This window comes from Paenarthrobacter sp. NPDC090522, assembly GCF_044769225.1.
Lineage (GTDB): Bacteria > Actinomycetota > Actinomycetes > Actinomycetales > Micrococcaceae > Arthrobacter.
Genome location: NZ_JBIVXL010000003.1, coordinates 206,618 through 222,360 on the forward strand (window position 1 = coordinate 206,618; position 15,743 = coordinate 222,360).

12 protein-coding genes are annotated in these 15,743 nt (G+C 66.6%); 4 read left to right on the top strand and 8 right to left on the bottom strand.

What is annotated here, in order from left to right:
- Window positions 1–14: 14 nt before the first annotated feature.
- Together ACIQT2_RS04900 and ACIQT2_RS04905 are read right to left on the bottom strand one after the other, a co-directional pair.
- Window positions 15–395 (bottom strand): RidA family protein, encoded by a 381-nt coding sequence (locus ACIQT2_RS04900; protein WP_400331171.1) that lies wholly within the window; start codon window positions 393–395, stop codon window positions 15–17.
- Between the two features lie 53 nt (window positions 396–448).
- Window positions 449–961 (bottom strand): GNAT family N-acetyltransferase, encoded by a 513-nt coding sequence (locus tag ACIQT2_RS04905; RefSeq protein WP_400272170.1) that lies wholly within the window; start codon window positions 959–961, stop codon window positions 449–451.
- Window positions 962–1,349: 388 nt separating this feature from the next.
- Between ACIQT2_RS04905 and ACIQT2_RS04910 the strand changes: the two genes are divergently transcribed.
- Genes ACIQT2_RS04910 through ACIQT2_RS04925 form a run of 4 tightly spaced genes read left to right on the top strand, consistent with a single transcriptional unit; the run spans window position 1,350 to window position 5,464 of the window.
- A complete protein-coding gene (locus tag ACIQT2_RS04910; RefSeq protein WP_402944111.1) occupies window positions 1,350–2,447 on the top strand; it encodes an ABC transporter substrate-binding protein in 1,098 nt (365 codons plus the stop codon).
- Entirely contained in the window at window positions 2,444–3,355 is a 912-nt protein-coding gene (locus ACIQT2_RS04915; RefSeq protein ID WP_400331165.1) for an ABC transporter permease, read from the top strand. Before ACIQT2_RS04910 ends, ACIQT2_RS04915 begins: the two co-directional genes overlap by 4 nt.
- Complete coding sequence (locus ACIQT2_RS04920) at window positions 3,331–4,071, top strand: ABC transporter ATP-binding protein (RefSeq protein ID WP_402944113.1); 741 nt, start codon at window positions 3,331–3,333, stop codon at window positions 4,069–4,071. The genes ACIQT2_RS04915 and ACIQT2_RS04920 overlap by 25 nt, the downstream gene beginning before the upstream one ends.
- 25 nt (window positions 4,072–4,096) lie before the next feature.
- Window positions 4,097–5,464 (top strand): LLM class flavin-dependent oxidoreductase, encoded by a 1,368-nt coding sequence (locus ACIQT2_RS04925; RefSeq protein WP_402944115.1) that lies wholly within the window; start codon window positions 4,097–4,099, stop codon window positions 5,462–5,464.
- On the opposite strand, the gene ACIQT2_RS04930 is transcribed toward ACIQT2_RS04925, so the two are convergent.
- From ACIQT2_RS04930 to ACIQT2_RS04955, 6 genes are all read right to left on the bottom strand, one after another.
- Complete coding sequence (locus tag ACIQT2_RS04930; protein ID WP_402944117.1) at window positions 5,461–6,672, bottom strand: AAA family ATPase; 1,212 nt, start codon at window positions 6,670–6,672, stop codon at window positions 5,461–5,463. The two genes, ACIQT2_RS04925 and ACIQT2_RS04930, sit on opposite strands and share 4 nt — an antisense overlap.
- 7 nt (window positions 6,673–6,679) lie before the next feature.
- Window positions 6,680–7,516, bottom strand: coding sequence for an inositol monophosphatase family protein (locus ACIQT2_RS04935; RefSeq protein WP_402944119.1), 837 nt, complete (start codon window positions 7,514–7,516; stop codon window positions 6,680–6,682).
- The gene (gene ligA, locus ACIQT2_RS04940) at window positions 7,513–9,798 is read right to left on the bottom strand and encodes an NAD-dependent DNA ligase LigA (protein WP_402944120.1); all 2,286 of its coding nucleotides are present in this window, start codon (window positions 9,796–9,798) and stop codon (window positions 7,513–7,515) included. Before ligA ends, ACIQT2_RS04935 begins: the two co-directional genes overlap by 4 nt.
- A 43-nt stretch (window positions 9,799–9,841) precedes the next feature.
- A complete protein-coding gene (locus ACIQT2_RS04945; RefSeq protein WP_400331149.1) occupies window positions 9,842–10,483 on the bottom strand; it encodes a hypothetical protein in 642 nt (213 codons plus the stop codon).
- Window positions 10,484–10,580: 97 nt separating this feature from the next.
- A complete protein-coding gene (locus ACIQT2_RS04950; RefSeq protein ID WP_402944122.1) occupies window positions 10,581–15,029 on the bottom strand; it encodes an FtsK/SpoIIIE domain-containing protein in 4,449 nt (1,482 codons plus the stop codon).
- Window positions 15,026–15,730 carry a hypothetical protein gene (locus tag ACIQT2_RS04955; RefSeq protein ID WP_397325788.1) on the bottom strand — a complete coding sequence of 235 codons (705 nt, stop codon included), beginning with the start codon at window positions 15,728–15,730 and terminating at the stop codon, window positions 15,026–15,028. The genes ACIQT2_RS04950 and ACIQT2_RS04955 overlap by 4 nt, the downstream gene beginning before the upstream one ends.
- Window positions 15,731–15,743 lie beyond the last annotated feature (13 nt).

A 15,743-nucleotide genomic window follows, 5' to 3' on the forward strand; every position in this document is an offset into this window, starting at 1 on the left:
ACTCAGTTGGGTGCCTACGCGGACTTCTGCGCCACGAGCTCGATCTCCACGAGCATCTGCGGATCGAGGAACGGCAGCACGTGCACCAGGGAGAGGGTGGGACGGATCTCGCCGAAGACTTCGCCATGCGCACGGCCGGCATCTTCCCACTTGCTGATGTCCGTCAGGTACAGCTTGGACTGCACCACGTCCTCGTACGAGAAGCCGGCTTCTTCGAGGACAGCGCCGAGCTTTTCCAGGATGTACTTGGTCTGCGAGTAGAAGTCATCGCCAACGATGCCGTCGGGCCCGGAGGCAGCTGTCGCCGAAATGAAGAGGGTGTTGTCCACCTGGACCGCACGGGAGTAGCCGAGGGTCTGTTCCCAGACCGAGCCCGAGCCGAATGTCTTGCGCATGCCGCGCCTTTCCTGTCGCTTCCCGGCCTGTTGCCGGGATTCCGAGGAAAACTTTAGGGCTGCTGCAGCCCAAGCCTGTAAACGAACAGCTTTATGTCGGTCCCCGGAACGAACCAGTCCCGCTCGGGCGCACGGTCAAAACCGGTCCGCTGGTACAACGCGTTGGCGCTCTCCCACGTGGCGCCGGTGGTCAGGCACACGGCGTCGATGCCTTCGGTCGCCTGGGCCTGCTCGACGACGGCCTGCACCAGGGCGCGCCCGGCACCTGAACGCTGGACTGCCGGGTCCACCACGAGGGTCCGCAGTTCCAGCTCGCCTTCCAAGCCGATGTCCGAGAACCCGCCACCGGCCGGGGCGGCCGTGACCGATCCGATGATCCGGCCGTCGCGCTCGGCCACCAGGATGTCGGCGTGCTTCGCCCGGCCCGCTACGTTCTGCAGTTCCAACAGGTAGGGGTGGTCGGCGCTGCCGTAGTAGCCCGCTGTGACGTAAGAGTCCAGCGTGATCCGGGCAACGGCGTCGTAGTCTTCGGGCAGGGCGGGGCGGACGGTAATCGGCGAAAGCACCTGTCAATGGTAGGGGTAACCGGGAGTTGCATTGTGCGAAACGGCCGTTTCCGTGACCGAACTATCAGTCTTATCCGGCGTTTTGTGTTGCTCCGCGTGGCCCCGGGTTGAGTTGCATTGCGGTCAGTGAAGCCGGATTTCCTGCCGTTGCGGGCTGTTTCACAAGGCTGGCGCGGGGCATTCAGGCCGTGCTTGAGTTGCCACACGGATCAACCGCAGCATCCCCGGAAAACGAACAGGAGGAACGATGCTCCAGGCCCACTTCAACATGACGCCGGCGCACTCCTGCTGTCCGCCCTGCCTTCAGCCCTAAGCGCTCTGCACCGCTGCCGCCCGAGGTCCCCTACCGGCCGGGCCTGGCAGACCCCCCGCACCTGAAAGGCCTTCCATGTCATCCGCGTTTCCCCGCGCCCAAAAACACCCCAACCGACGCCAGGTCCTCGGTGGCCTCCTCGCCGTCCCCGCCATCGCCTTCGTCACGGCCTGCAATGCCACGGCTACCACAGGCACCCAAGCCACCCAGGCAGCCCAGGTCACCACGCCGCTGGCAACGACCGTGCCGGCAGGGACAACCCTGGTGGTTGGCGATCCCACCGTCCAGGTAGCCCTGGAATTGTCCGGCCTGGACAAGAAGCTCAGCTTTCCCGTGAAGTTCGCCAATATCTCCGGAGGCCCGGCCACTACCGAAGCCTTCCGCGCCAATGCGCTGGACGTCGGTTCGGTAGCCGACATCCCGCCCATCCATGCCACGTGGACCGGCCTGGACGTCCGCATCATCGCCAGCGTGTTCCGCCAGGACGCAGTCAACCACCCGCTCTACGAACTGGGCATCGCGCCCGGCGCCGGAATCACGGACCTGCAAGGGCTGCGTGGGAAGAAGATCGCCTACAGCCCGGGGCAGGCCCAGGGTGCCTTGGTGCTCCGGGTGCTGGAGAAAGCCGGGTTGCAGCAAAGCGACGTGAAACTCGTTGAACTGCCCAGCACCGGAGACGCCTACTCCACAGCCCTCTCCAGCAAGCAGGTGGACGCCGCGCCGCTGGGCGGAGTCCAGATCAAGCGCTACCTGGCCAAGTACGGCGCCGACGGCGGAACGACGCTCCGGCACGGACTCCGCGACGACCCAGGGCACCTTTACTCCCCCGCCAAGGTCCTGGACGACCCGGCCAAAGCTGCAGCACTCGCCGAATACGTGGGGCTGTGGGGCCAGGCCCAGCGCTGGATCCAGGACCACCCCAAGGAATGGCTGGAGGGGTACTACGTGAAGAACCAGGGCCTCTCCGCGGAAGACGGCCAGTACCTGATCGACTCGGCCGGAGTGCGCGAGTTGCCCACGTCCTGGTCCGAGGCCATCGCCCGCCACCAGCAGACCATCGACCTGTTGGCCGGCGAACAGAAGAAACCCCAGCTGGACGCCGCCAAACTCTACGACCTTCGTTTCGAGGCCATCGGCGGAACCGCGTACGCAGCCGAGGGAGGTACCGCATGACCACCACGGCTGCTGCCCGCCGTTCTTCCTTCCGCACCACCGCAACGCCCGACGACGGCACCCGGCCTGGTCCCGTCGTCGCGCCTCATCTGGACCCGGCGCTTGCCGGCCGGCCTGACATCAGGCCGGGCACCCGCCGGCTTGGCCCCGGTCCGCGGCGCCGCTTCGCCGGACTCGTGGGACCGGCAGCGTTGGTCCTGCTCTGGGTGGTCGCCTCGGCCACAGGCCTGTTGGATCCGCGGATCCTCTCCGAACCGTGGACCGTAGTGGGCACTGCCGGTGAACTCATTGCCGACGGCCGCCTCCAGGAACACCTCGCCATCTCGGCACAGCGGGCCGGGCTCGGCTTGTTCTTCGGAATCGTCGTGGGCGCAGTGCTGGCGTTGGTGGCCGGACTCAGCCGGGTGGGTGAATCACTGATCGACGGTCCCGTGCAGATCAAGCGCGCCATTCCCGGCCTGGCGCTCATTCCGCTGCTGATCCTCTGGTTCGGCATCGACGAAACCATGAAGGTCCTCACCATCACCCTTGGCGTGTTCGTCCCGATCTACCTGCAGACCCACGCTGGACTGCGCGGCATCGACCTCCGGTACGTCGAACTGGCCCAAACCGTGGGACTCAGCCGGGCAGGGTTCCTGCGCAGGGTGGTCCTGCCTGGGGCGCTTCCCGGCTTCTTCCTGGGCCTGCGCTTCGCGGTCACCGGCGCCTGGGTGTCCCTGGTGGTGGTGGAGCAGATCAATTCCACCAGCGGCATCGGCTACATGATGGAGCTCGCCCGCACCTACGGCCAAACCAACATCATCGTCCTGGGACTGGCTGTCTACGGCATCCTCGGACTCCTCTCAGACGCAGCCGTCCGGCTTCTGGAACGAAAGGCCTTGTCATGGCAGCGAACACTGGCCGGCTGAGCCCCGCGGCCCCTCCAATCCAGGAGGTTTCCGTCCACAACCTCATCCGCAGCTTCGGGCCGAAGGGCGTCCTCAACGGCGTCGACCTGGACATTGCTCCCGGCGAATTCGTGGCGCTCCTGGGACCCAGCGGTTGCGGCAAGAGCACGCTGCTCCGGGCCCTCGCCGGGCTGGACCGGGACGTCCGCGGAAGCGGCGTCGTCCAGGTTCCCGAACAGGTGTCCGTGGTGTTCCAGGATTCGCGGCTGCTGCCCTGGGACACCGTCCTTGGCAACGTCACCTTGGGCTTGAAGGATCACGACGCCGATGTCCGCGGCCGCCGCGCACTCGCCGAAGTGGGGCTCGCCGGACGGGAGAAGGCGTGGCCCCATGAGTTGTCCGGCGGCGAGCAGCAGCGCGTGGCCCTGGCCCGCTCCTTGGTGCGGGAACCCCGGCTGCTGTTGGCCGATGAACCCTTCGGAGCCTTGGACGCACTCACCCGATTGAAGATGCATGCCTTACTCAAAGAGCTCGTAGCCGCCCACCGACCAGCCGTGCTGCTGGTGACCCATGACGTGGACGAGGCCATCGCTTTGGCCGATCGGGTCATCGTGCTCCAGGACGGCCGGGTGGCCCTCGAACGAGTCACCGGTTCCCGCGAGGCCGGCACCGCCGTCGAACATTCCACCCTCCGAACCGAACTGCTGGGCGCCCTCGGCGTCACAGCCGCCGCCTGAATCCCAACCCGCAAAGGAAACCACCATGACTACCCCGCCACGCCAACTCCACCTCAACGCCTTCCTCATGAGCACCGGCCACCACGAAGCGTCCTGGCGGCTCCCGGAAAGCGATCCCTTCTCCTCCACCAGGATCGAGCACTACCAGCACCTGGCCCGGACCGCCGAACGGGGCAAGCTGGACTCCATCTTCTTCGCCGACTCACCCGTGCTCTTCGGCGAAGTGGGCAGGCGCCCCGTCGGCAAGCTGGAACCCACTGTCCTGCTCACGGCCATCGCAGCAGCAACGCAGAAGATCGGCCTGATAGCCACGGCCTCCACCACCTATAACGAGCCCTTCAACCTCGCCCGCCGCTTCGCTTCGGTGGACTGGGTCAGCGGCGGACGTGCGGGGTGGAACGTCGTGACGACGGCCGGTCCGGATGCCGCCCGCAACTTTGGGGTTGACGACCAGCCCGCCCACGCCGTCCGCTACGAGCGTGCCGCTGAATTCCTTGAGGTTGCGCAGAAACTCTGGGACAGCTGGGAAGACGACGCCGTGCTGGCCGACAAAGAGGAGGGCGTGTGGGGAGATTCCACCAAGATCCGTGCCATTGAACACGTGGGCAAACACTTCCGGGTCCGCGGACCGCTCAACGTCCCGCGGTCGCCGCAGGGCCACCCGTTGATCGTGCAGGCCGGGTCCTCCAACGACGGCAAGAAGCTCGCTGCGCAGTACGCCGAAGCCGTTTTCACCGCCCACCAGACCCTGGCCGACGCGCAGGGGTTCTACGCGGATCTCAAGGCCAGGACCGCGGCGACCGGAAGGAATCCCGAAGGCATCAAGATCCTCCCTGGCATTGTTCCGGTGATCGGTTCCACCGAGGCCGAGGCCCTCAAGCTGGAGCGCGAACTGGACGAGCTGATCAAGCCCGAGTACGCCCGGGAACAACTGGCCAAGACCCTGCGCCTCTCGCCCGAGGATCTCCCGCTGGACCGCCAGTTGCCCGCCGACCTCCCCTCCGAAGACGAGATCGAGGGAGCCAAGAGCCGCTACACCTTGATCGTGGAGCTGGCCCGGCGCGAGCAGCTCACGGTCCGCCAGCTCATCGGGCGCCTTGGCGGAGGCCGTGGGCACCGTACCTTCTCCGGCACGCCTGAACAGGTTGCGGACGCCATCCAGGACTGGTTCGACGCCGGTGCCGCCGACGGCTTCAACATCATGCCGCCGGTGCTGCCCTCCGGACTGGAAGTCTTCGTGGACCAAGTGGTTCCCATCCTCCAGCAGCGTGGGCTATTCCGGACCGAGTACACTGCGTCGACGCTGCGCGGCCACTACGGACTGGCACGGCCGGAGAACCGATTCGCGGACGCCGAGGCACGCGAACTGACCTCCATCGGGTCTGCCTTCTAGCGCTTGGGCCAGCTCCACAGGGGACCCTCCAGCGACCCCAGTCCCCTGATCCGGGTCTCCCCGAGGTCCTTGTAAAGCTCGTGCTCCTGCGCGGCGCCGCTCTCCCGCAGGGCGTCAAGCAAGGGCTGCGAGTGGGTCACCACAATGACCTGGCTGCTGGCACTGGCTTGGACGATCAGTCCTGCCAGTGCCGGCATCAGGTCCACGTGGAGGCTGGTTTCGGGTTCGTTGAGCACCATGAGCTCCGGCGGACGCGGTGTCAGGAGGGCCGCCGTCAGCAGCAGGAAGCGGAGAGTGCCATCAGAGAGTTCCGCCGCCTTCATGGGCCTGAGCATCCCTGGCTGTTTCAGCTCAACACTGAACCGGCCTTCCTCGCTGACCGCGACACTGAGCCGGCTCCCCGGGAAGGCGTGGGCGACGGCGGCATCCAGCTGCCGCTCGAAGCCCACCTCCCGGAGGGTCTGCAGGGCCGCCGCCAGATCTTTCCCGCTGTGGTGCAGTACGGGTGTACGGGTCCCCAACTGCGCCTGCCTGGCCGGCGCCTCAGCATCGGTCCGGAAATGGTCGTAGAAACGCCAGGAGCGCACCGAATCCCGGACCCTGAGGACTTCGGGAGCCCTGTCCAGGTCCGAGACCTCAGTCAGCATGCTCTGGAACGTGTCCAGGCGCCGGGACAGTTCGGCCCAGTTGCCATCCGCGCCCCGCAACCTGGCCAGGCCGCCTTTGCGGTCCACCAGCAACGAGCCAGGCCGCGCCACCGGTCCCGAGAAGATCTGCTCCCGCTTGATCTCGGGATCGCGGCTGAACACCGTGGGCCGGGGCCTGCCGGTCTCTTCATCGAATCCCGCACCGCCGGGCACCGGGATGCCGAGGTCCACCAGGTACCCGAAGTCATCCCCCGAATAGCCCAGTTTCAGGTTGACGACATCCTTCCGGACGGTGCCCTGGACCGGCACTTCTCCACGCCTCATGGCCTCGCTGATGGTTTCGGGGCCCGCCCACAGCGTGGACGCCAGTCCACCATCGCGGGCCAGGGAACCCACCACATTGCCCGAGTCCCCGCCGGCGCACTCGGCCAGCAGGCGCAGCGCCCTATAGAGCGAGGACTTCCCGCTGCCGTTGGCCCCCGTCACCACATCCAGGCCATGGAGTTCCATGGTCAGGTCCCGGATGGAACGGTAGTTCGCGATGGCGAGGGTTCTGATCATCGGTTCATCACAGCGGGAACGTGCCGGACAACTCCAATGTCCCGGCACACATCCACGCCGCCAGCCGGTCCTCGGTGCTTGGACCGCCGTCGAGCGGGCTCTGCAGGCGAGGCCTGCGAACCCAGCACCCCGCTTCCTCCGCAATCAGGGCGCCGGCGGCGAAGTCGTGCTCGTTCAGGCCACGCTCGCCAAAGGCGTCAACTGTGCCGTCCGCCACGAAGCAAAGGTCAAGCGCTGCGGAGCCGAGCCTTCGAATGTCCGCGAAGCTGTCCATGAGCCCCACCAGCCCTTCGGCCTGGCTGGCGCGAGTGGCGGGATCGTAGCTGAATCCTGTGGCCAGGATCAGGCCCTTCCGCCCCGGGACGGGACCGGCCAGCCGTGTGGACTCCCCCGCCACCTCCAGCCACGCGCCGTGGCCGCGGGCCGCCGAGTAGATGCGTCCCAGAGCAGGTGCGTGCACGACGCCGGCCAGCCACACGCCGTCGGCATCCGCGACGGCCACCGACGTGGCGTAATAGGCGATGTTGCGGATGAAGTTGGTGGTGCCATCCAGCGGGTCGATCGACCAGCGGTATCCGGAAGCCTCCTCCGGGCGGGTGGTGCCGTGTTCTTCGCCGGTCACGGTGTCGTTCGGGCGGGCCTCATTGATGGCCCTGCGCACGGCATTCTCCGCGGCGACGTCAAACTCGGTAACCCAGTCTCCGGCCTCGCCCTTGTTGGACATGCCCAGGCCATCGCCGCCGCTGCCCGTGACGGAACGTTGGGCGAGCACGGCAGCTCCGGCCGCGGCCGCTGTCTTGGCCGCCTCCAGAAGTTCCAGGACATCGACGGATTGCGGCGTCATTCGGCCTCCTCCTCGGTCTGCACGGAAGCTTCGTCTTCGCCTTCCTGGGTGTCTGGCTCGGCGGGTCCGTTGGCCAGCAGCTCACGGAAGCCGTCCTCGTCCAGCACGGGGATACCCAGCTGTTCTGCCTTGTCCAGCTTGGTTCCGGCGGCCTCGCCGGCCACGAGGTAGCTCGTGTTCTTGGAAACGGAGCCTGCGGCCTTGCCACCCCGGATGATGATGGCTTCCTTGGCCTCGTCGCGGCTGAAGTTAGGCAGCGATCCCGTGACCACAATGGTGAGGCCTTCCAGAGTACGTGGAGTGGCGGTGTCCCGTTCGTCCTCCATGCGGACACCCGCGGCGGCCCAGCTCTCCACGATCTCGTTGTGCCAATCCACGGCGAACCACTCCGTAAGGGCGGCCGCGATAGTGGGCCCTACTCCGTCAACGTGGGCGAGCTGTTCTTCGGTGGCATTCCTGATGGCGTCCATGCTGCCGAAATTCGTTGCCAGTGCGCGCGACGCCGTGGGGCCAACGTGGCGGATGGACAGCGCCACCAGCACCCGCCACAGCGGCTGCTTCTTCGCCTTCTCCAATTCCGCGAAGAGCTTCTCCGTGGTGGCCGTCGGCTTGGAAGGAGTCTTGGCCGTTGCCTTGGTGTAGAAGTACGGCACCAACTCGTACTGGCCTGTGGCCACGCCTTTGGACTTCTTTTCCCGGCGGATCAGCACGCTGGCCAGGTCTTCCCGGGTCAGGCTGAACAGGGCAGCCTCGCTGGTGAGCGGCGGGATTTCCGGCTCGGCGGGCTGGGTCAGGGCGATCGCGGCTTCCCACCCCAGCGCTTCGATGTCGAAGGCGCCGCGGCTGGCTACGTGGAACACGCGCTCACGCAACTGGGACGGGCAGGACTTTCCGTTGGGGCACCGGATATCCACGTCGCCTTCCTTCGAGGGCGCCAACGGTGTTCCGCAGGAGGGGCATTCAGTGGGCATCACGAACTCGCGGACGGGCGGATCCTGCTTGTCGCGCAGGGCCAGGACCGGACCGACGATCTCGGGGATCACGTCGCCGGCCTTCCGGAGGATCACGATGTCGCCGATCATGACGCCCTTGGCCTTCACGACGTCCTGGTTGTGCAACGTGGCCATGCCGACAGTGGAGCCTGCAACCTTGACCGGCTCCATGAGCCCGAACGGCGTCACGCGGCCCGTCCGGCCAACGTTCACCATGATGTCCAGGAGCTTGGTGTGCACTTCCTCCGGCGGGTACTTGTAGGCCGCTGCCCACCTGGGCACGCGGGACGTGTAGCCAAGGGCACGCTGCGTGGCGAAATCGTCGATCTTGACCACGATGCCATCGATCTCGTGAAGAAGGCTGTGGCGCTTCTCACCGTAGTCCGCAATGAACTCCAGCACGCCTTCATAGGTGTCCAGGACTTTTGAGTAGGGGCTCACGGGCAGTCCCCATTCGCCCAGCAGCCTGTACGTCTCCGATTGGCTGGTGGCATCCAACCCCTCCCGGGCACCGATGCCGTGGACGAACATGCTCAGTGGGCGCTTGGCCGTTTCAGCCGGATCCTTCTGCCGGAGGGAACCGGCGGCGGCGTTGCGGGGGTTGGCCAGAGGGGCCTTGCCGGCTGCGACCAGGGCCTCGTTGAATTCGACGAAGGCCTTGGAGGGAATGAACACCTCACCGCGGATCTCCACCTCGGACGGACAGCCCGAACCGCTCAGCTGCCGCGGGATCTCCTTGATGGTGAGCACGTTGTGGGTGATGTCCTCACCCGTGGTTCCGTCCCCGCGCGTGGCAGCGCGGACCAGCTTGCCGTCCCTGTACAGCAGGTTCACGGCCAAGCCATCGATCTTAAGCTCGGTCAGCCAGGCAATCGACGGCACGCGGTCGCCCAGCTTCGCCACTGACGCCTCGGCCTTGCGGACCCAGGCCTCCAACTCCTCGAGGGAGAACACGTCGTCAAGGCTGTACATGCGCTGCAAGTGCTCCACCGCGGCGAAGGCGGCGGATACTTCGCCGCCGACTTCCTGGGTGGGTGAATCGTTGGAAACCAACTCCGGGTGGAGCGCTTCCATTTCCTCCAGGCGCCGGTACAGGACGTCGTACTCGGCGTCCGAAACCGTCGGTGCGTCTTCCTGGTAATAGGCGTAGCGGTATTTCCGGACCAGGTCCGCCAATTCCTGGTATTCGTCCCGGAGATTCTCCGACGGCGGCGCCACCTCCTCAGCGACGATGGCCGCGGCGGCCCTGGAGGTGGTTTCGACCCGATCTGGATTCTCTGGAGTGCTCACAGGGTCTATCTTGCCAAAAGGCAGTGACAATATGTGCCCGCGCTCAGTGCGAGGACAGGCGGTTCTTGCTCCACAGGGCAAAGGCCAGGCCGCCCAGGCCCACCAGCAGCACACCGCCGAGGATCCCGAACAGGCCCATCAGGTTCGGGCCGTTGTAGCTCGCGTTGGCCAGCACGGCAGCCTGCGTTTCCTTGCCCTTGTCGATGGGCGTGTCCCAGTTGGAGGACGTCGACGGGCTGGGGCTCGCGGAAGGGGTAGCCGAAGCGGTAGCCGGGGCTGCCGCCGTCGTGCTCGCTTCAGGAGCGGCCGACGGCGGTTGGGTCGCCTCGGGCTCAACCGTTGCCGGTGCTTGGACTACCGCAGGTTGAGGTGCCTGCACCGCGGGTGCCGGCGCCGCTGGAGCAGGAGCCGGCTGTTGGGTCTCACGGACACGCGTGGGCGCAGGCCGGGGCGTGGGCTTCGTCTTGCCCGTCTCCGGCGCCAAGCCCGGCTGGGTTGGCGTCGGTTCCGTTGGCGCGGCCAAGGACGGACACGAACCGGCAGTCGCCGGAACGCACGGCGCCGCGTGGGCGGCCGTTTGCGGCAGCACCCACGCACCTGCGGCGAGCAGGATACCCGCCAGGACGGCAGGTACCCGGCGTCGCAGGCCGGAGGGCATCACGGTATGGAGAACGGTGCGTTGCATGGAGCATGACCTCGCTTGGGCGTTGGGGCGCTTGAGGCGATCCGGAAAGGCGAATGTTTTCGGCATCCTCCTACACGAGGCCGTGCAGATGCAAATCCTAGCCGCGGTTCTCCGGGGGCATCGCCACCTGCAGCTTCCGTACCTTGCCTCGTCCCACGATGTAGCCGCGGCCCGGAATGAAGTCCTTGCCGATGCGCCCAAGGGAGGTGTTGAGGAGGCTGTCGCCTTCCACGTCGCCCGGGTTGAGCAGCAGTCCTCGCCGACCCGATTTGAAGGGTTGGGCCAGCGACCATGCCTGCGACCACGTAGAGGTTTCGGACTCGCCCACAACCCACTGGTCGGCCTTGATGGCCGCAGTGACAAGACGTCCCACCCCGGACTCGGCCAGCGTGTCCGTGAACTCGGTCAGGCCTTCGATGAAGATCGCCATGGTGCCGGGGTTGTCCGCGGCCTTGTCCACGAGGTCGTCCACCACGTCCGAGACTTCATCGGGACCAACCAGGGACCGGCTCCAGATGTTCAGGGACGCCACGGCCGAGCGGCGCGAACCGATGTAGATCAAGTCCGTGCGCGGGTTCGAGCGCCGCAAGGCGTAGGCCAGCGTGACCAGGGCGACGGTGCGTCCGGAGCCCGGAGGACCGGCCAACAACAACGGGCCCTTGGCGGCGATGGCAGCAGAGCCGAGGGTCTCGTCGTCGACGCCGATCACCGGGTTGTCGGCAGAGCCCACCGGGAGGATGTCCAGGTCCACGAGTTCGGGCAGGCGCTGGATCTGTGGCGCGTGGTCCAGGCCCTGGCGGACCATGGCCTGGCTGAGCTTGGATACCTCGCGGGCCTGGAGGGCCAGGTTGGAGTTTCCGCCCAGGACGGCGAGCTGGACTTCCAGGCCGTCCAAAAGACCGCGCCCGGGAGGCGAAGCCGCGTTGAGGACGTCCTTGGGAACATCGAGGGTCATGTAGTCGTCTTCGGAGCTCAGCCTCAGGACCAGACGCTTCTGGATGGAGGCAAGGAGCGACGCCGGAACGGAGTTGGGGCGGTCACCGGCAACAACCAGGTGGATGCCCAGGGGACGGCCGTCGGTGGCCAATTGGAGGAAGATGTCCCACAGTGCGGACAGGTTGCTGTACTCGTAGCCCTCCCGGAAGGAGGACATGCCGTCCACGAGGATGAAGAGCCGCTTTTCGTCGGGTCGGTTGGCCAACTCCCGGTACTCCACGATGGTGGAGGCGCGGACCTCGGCAAAGCGGGTGGCCCGGTCATCGGCGATGTCCTTGAGCCAGCGGAGGAGGCGGCCCACCCTTTCCACGTCGTCGCCGTTGATGATCTCGCCCACGTGCGGCAGGCCATCCAGCATCTTCAGGCCGGAGGAGCCGCAGTCGATCCCGTACACATGGACGGGACCGCCGCGGGGAGTCACAGCAGCGGCGATCGCGATGCCCCGCAGCGCGGCCGACTTGCCGGCGCCACCGGTCCCGTAGACCGCCATATTGCCGTCGCGGTCCGGTTCGTAGAACACCGTGGGTTGGTCCTGGTGGGCAGGATCGTCGGCGACGCCCAACAACAGCCGCTCGTCCGTACGGGGATTGGGCAGCTTGGAGAAGTCGTAGGTGGTGGCGAGTTCGTTGAGCCACGGCTTGCGGGGCGGCTCGATCTCCAGCACGTCCGCGGCCCTGATGATGTTGGCCGTCATCCGGGCAATGTCGTTGGGACCGGCCGGATCTTCCACGATGTCCGTGGCTGGCGGCGGTTCCCACGACGGTCCTGAGCCAAAGGCCATTTCCACGATGTCGATGCGCGGCCGCTGCGGTTTGTCCGTGGTCCAGCCGCCGGCGTAGCCGGTCTGGAAACCCTGGATCCGCCCCGGCCCGGTCTTGGCAGCGCCACGGCCGGGAATGGAGGGATCGAAGTAGGCTGCGGTGGGAACTCCCAGGATGTCCACGGCGTCCACTTCATCGGCCATGCGGAGTGCCACGCGAAGGTTGGTGTTGGCCCGGAGGTTGTCCTTGATGACGCCGGCAGGACGCTGGGTGGCCAGGATCAGGTGCAGGCCAAGGGAACGGCCACGGGCGGCGACGTCCACCACGCCGTCCACGAACTCCGGAACTTCGGTGGCCAGGGCCGCGAATTCGTCCACGATGATGATCAAGTACGGAGGTGCCTCGGGGTCCGCTTCGCGCTGCAGGGCAAGGAGGTCCTTGGCCTTCTTCCGGTTCAACAGGCGTTCGCGGTAGTGCAGTTCGGCGCGGAGCGAGGTCAGCGCCCGGCGTACCAGGTGCGGCGAAAGGTCGGTTACCAGGCCAACCGTGTGGGGCAGGTGCAGGCAGTCCGCGAAGGCAGCTCCACCTTTGTAGTCGACGAACAGGAAACTGACCCTGTCCGGGCTGTACGCGGCGGCCATGCCCATCACCCAGGACTGCAGGAATTCGGACTTGCCGGCACCGGTGGTTCCACCAACCAGCGCGTGGGGGCCTTCGTTCTTGAGGTCGAGGTAGAACGGCTCCACACCCTTGGACCCCACCAGGGCACGCAGGCTGCCATTGTCCTTACGGTTGGGCACGGCACTGGCGTGCACGGAGTTGTTCTCCCGCCACCGTTCGGCCACCGACTGCGGGTTGTCCATGAATTCCTTGCCGATCAGCGCAGCGTAGGACACCGCGCGGGGCAGGTCGGAATCGTCCTCGAGCGGATTGCCGACGTCCACCAGGGGCGACATCATCCGGGCGAGCTGGGTGGCCAGTCCGGCGTCGAGGCTTTCACAGCTCACGGGGTAGGTGTGGCGGCCCAGCCGGACCTGTCCCGTGGTGGTGCCGTGGTCGCCGTCCACGGAGAGGAAATCGCGGCAGGCGGCCGGCAGGGACTGCACGTTGGCTGCCACCCACATGACGTGGACCCCGTAATCCGGGCCGCGTTCCACGAGCCGGGTGAGGCGTCCGCGGTCCACGGGGGCGTCGTCTTCCACCACCACCAGCACTGCGGGGACTACCGGCCCCGGAGTGTCCTCGTGCTCGTCCTTGAGCCCTGGCCTGGGCTGCTGCCCGGGTTCCTTGGCCTGTGCTTCGCGCTGTTCCACGAGGTCTTCGAGGCGGGACAGCAGCGTGGACCCGGCCGCCGGGCCGGCGGCGAGGTGGTCGCCGGACAGCGGGCTGTGGCCGGAACCGACATGCGGCAGCCACTGCAGCCAGTCCCAGCGCTCACGTGAGCGCGGGGACGTCATCGCCGTGACAACCAGTTCCGCCGGCGAATGGAGGCCCACCAACTGGAGCACCATGCCCCGGGCCACGTCGTCCACCACACTGCGGTCGCCCGCCACGCCAAAGGATCCCGAGGTCCGCAGTTGGGACACGATGGGCACGCCTTCGATGACACGGACTTGCTGCAGGCACTCCTGGATTTCCCGCATGTATCTGGGTTCGGTCTCGTTGGCACCGGGCTCGTCGAACTGGATGCGGGACGGCGCGGACCCCAGGCCGAACCGCACGCCCAGGAAGTGCTGGTGTTCAGGCCGGTTGGTCCAGAGCAGCGGTCCCAGCTTGTAGATCGCATCCACGGTGTCGCTGACTGAGGGCGCCTCCTGCAGCCGGACGGCGCGCTCGATGTTCTGCTGCCGGTCGATGTCCTCGCGGAAGGCCAGCATGGCGGCCTTGAACTGCTTGTGGCCCTCCTTGGCCTGCTTCTTGCCCTGCATCTTGTGGTCCACGTAATGGCCCACGACGAACAGCGGCATCATGGCCATGAAAATCACCGAGAGCAGGTTCTGCGTCAAGGCAAACAGGACACCACCCATCAGGAGCGGGGTGATGAGCATGATGTACGGGAACGGCTGGTGCTCGGGGCGCTTGGGGCCCGCGGGCGGAACGCGCTTGGGAGATTCGAACCTCGGCACCACGCGCGGCGAGCGGTTGAAATCCACCAGCGGCGACGTCGGCCCGCCCGAGTGGTTGCGGGAGAGCGAAACCACACCCACGGTGGTGTCGCCCAGGGTGACGGTATCCGAGGATTCCAGCGTTGCCCGGGTGACGGGCAGGCCATCCATCAGGAGGCCGTTGGCCGAATTGGTGTCAACGATTTCCACCGTTTCGCCCACGGTGATCCGCGCGTGGCGCTTGGACGTCAGCGGATCGCTCAGCCGGATGTCGGCGTCCCGGTCCCGGCCGATGTAGCTGGTGCCGAACGGCAGCGAAAATTCGCGTCCGACGTCGGGCCCTGCCATAACGCGCAAGGTGGCCGCAGCGGGTCCGCGGTCCGGGCCGTGCCCGTTCGAGGCGAACTGTTCGCTCACTTGGGCAAGCGACACACGCGAGCCGGGCCGCAATCCGGACTCCAGCAGGTTATCGGCAGGCTTGAGGATCTGGCCGGAGAGCCCCCCGCCCACGAACGCTTCGTCCACGCTGATGGACAGGTTCGACGGCGGTTCGGTCCCCTTCCGTGCGGGGTCCGCTGCCCAGAGTTCTGTGGCAATATCGGCCACCGTGGCGCGGCCGTCCACCGTGACGGCGAGATCCTTGGCTTCCGCGGGGTCTCGCCGCAAGGTCAGGCGGAACTTCATCCTTCGTCGACTCCAGTCTCGGTTTCCAGGAGGTACAGGTCTGCGGCGGTCACCAGGTGGGAGGTCACGGCGTGCTCCACCAAGCGCGCGCGGCGGTTGGTGGCGAGTTTGCCCGCTCCCCCACGCAGGCCCACGACGCCCACGCGGTCCAGCTTGTCGCACACGTTGTCCAGCTTCCGGTTGAACCGGGTCAAGGCCCAGCCGAGCCGCTTGGCAGCCTCGGCCGAGGACGGGATGGCACTGAACCCGGTTCCTTCACGGCGGAGCATGGGCTCGGCCAGGGCAACAATCAGGGCCTTCTGCGAGTCCGTGAACACCACGGGACCAATGGTGGTGTCGCCGGCTTGGTCCTCGTCCCGGGCTTCGTGCCGGAACGAGGGCGTCTTCAAATGCACGGCGAATTCGTAGGTGGTGGGTCCGGCCGTGAAAATGACGTTGGTGTGGCTGAAAACCAGCGGAATCCGGGCACCGGGTGCAAGCCAGGCCTGCATGCCGCCGGAGCCGTCGGCGATGGTGGCGGACAGCATGCTGCCCACGTTGCTGAGCCACCAGATGCCGTCGTACCGGGCAATCTGCAGGAAACGCCGGTGCAGGTAAGGGTTATCGTCCACTTCGAGGTCGCCTTCGCGGCCAATGTCAAAGACGTCCTCATCAGACGGTTCGTACCATTCCCCACAGAAATCTATTGCTAGATCCCCCATGATCTGTGCCTCC

Excerpts from the sequence above, each read along its gene's own strand:
- ACIQT2_RS04900 (WP_400331171.1), bottom strand. The coding sequence starts at position 395 with ATGCGCAAGACATTCGGCTCGGGCTCGGTCTGGGAACAGACCCTCGGC.
- ACIQT2_RS04910 (WP_402944111.1), top strand. The coding sequence starts at position 1,350 with ATGTCATCCGCGTTTCCCCGCGCCCAAAAACACCCCAACCGACGCCAG.
- ACIQT2_RS04915 (WP_400331165.1), top strand. The coding sequence starts at position 2,444 with ATGACCACCACGGCTGCTGCCCGCCGTTCTTCCTTCCGCACCACCGCA.
- ACIQT2_RS04920 (WP_402944113.1), top strand. The coding sequence starts at position 3,331 with ATGGCAGCGAACACTGGCCGGCTGAGCCCCGCGGCCCCTCCAATCCAG.
- ACIQT2_RS04925 (WP_402944115.1), top strand. The coding sequence starts at position 4,097 with ATGACTACCCCGCCACGCCAACTCCACCTCAACGCCTTCCTCATGAGC.
- ACIQT2_RS04930 (WP_402944117.1), bottom strand. The coding sequence starts at position 6,672 with ATGATCAGAACCCTCGCCATCGCGAACTACCGTTCCATCCGGGACCTG.
- ACIQT2_RS04935 (WP_402944119.1), bottom strand. The coding sequence starts at position 7,516 with ATGACGCCGCAATCCGTCGATGTCCTGGAACTTCTGGAGGCGGCCAAG.
- ACIQT2_RS04945 (WP_400331149.1), bottom strand. The coding sequence starts at position 10,483 with ATGCAACGCACCGTTCTCCATACCGTGATGCCCTCCGGCCTGCGACGC.
- ACIQT2_RS04950 (WP_402944122.1), bottom strand. The coding sequence starts at position 15,029 with ATGAAGTTCCGCCTGACCTTGCGGCGAGACCCCGCGGAAGCCAAGGAT.
- ACIQT2_RS04955 (WP_397325788.1), bottom strand. The coding sequence starts at position 15,730 with ATGGGGGATCTAGCAATAGATTTCTGTGGGGAATGGTACGAACCGTCT.